Source organism: Streptomyces sparsus, assembly GCF_054776295.1.
Map to the genome: position 1 here is coordinate 1 of NZ_BAAHCA010001352.1, position 967 is coordinate 967.

The window sequence follows — 967 nt, forward strand, 5'->3', positions numbered from 1 at the left end:
CATCGTGCTGTCCGCCCTCGTGCTCCCCGGTCCGGCCCGTTCCGGCGCCGGGTCGCCCGGCGGGACGGTCCGCCGGAGCGGTAGCGTCACCCGCATGAGCAAGCCGCCGACCCTCTCCCTGCCGCCCGGCGCGCGGGCCCACCGGCTCGACACCGACCGGGGTGCCTTCGCCGTGCTGGACGCCGGTCGGGCCGTACACGGCACCGCGCTGCTGGTGCCCGGCTTCACCGGCAGCAAGGAGGACTTCATCGCGGTGCTGGAGCCGCTCGCCGCCGCGGGCGTCCAGGCCGTGGCGGTGGACGGCCGCGGCCAGTACGAGACGCCGGGCCCGCCGGACGAGGACGCCTACCGCATGACCGAGCTGGCGGCCGACGTGCACGCCCAGGTCGCGGCGCTGGGTCCGCCGGTGCATCTGCTCGGGCACTCGCTCGGTGGTCTGGTCGCCCGGTCGGCGGTGCTGCGCGACGCGACGCCGTTCGGCACTCTCACCCTCATGAGCAGCGGTCCCGGCGCCGTCTCCACCGGCCAGCAGGAACGCCTCAAGCTTCTGCTGGGCGCCCTGCCGGCGCTGAGCATGGCGGAGATCTGGCAGATCATGCGGGACCTCGATCCCCCGGAGGCGGCGGACGCGGCGACCCCGCCGCAGGTGGCCGCGTTCCTCCAGGAGCGGTGGCTGGCGACCGCGCCCGCACAACTGCTTGCCACCGGCCGGCAGTTGATCTGCGAACCGGACCGGGTCACCGAGCTGGCCGCACTCACCGGGCAGGACGGCGGTGACGGCCTGCCGGTGCACGTGCTGTCGGGGGAGGTCGACTACGCCTGGCCGGTGGAGCAGTTGGACGGCATGGCGTCGGCGCTGGGCGCGCACCGCACGGTGGTCACCGGGGCCGAGCACTCCCCCGCCGCGGAACGCCCGGCCGAGACCGCCGCCGACCTGGCCGCCTTCTGGCGGTCCCACCCGGCGCAG

The 967-nt window shown here is 75.9% G+C and carries 1 protein-coding gene; it reads left to right on the plus strand.

Translation table 11 applies throughout. The annotated features are described in order from the left end of the window. Positions 1-94: 94 nt before the first annotated feature. Positions 95-967, plus strand: an 873-nt coding sequence (locus ACYVE9_RS28375; protein ID WP_461030752.1) for an alpha/beta fold hydrolase, incomplete at its 3' end; no start/stop codon positions are given.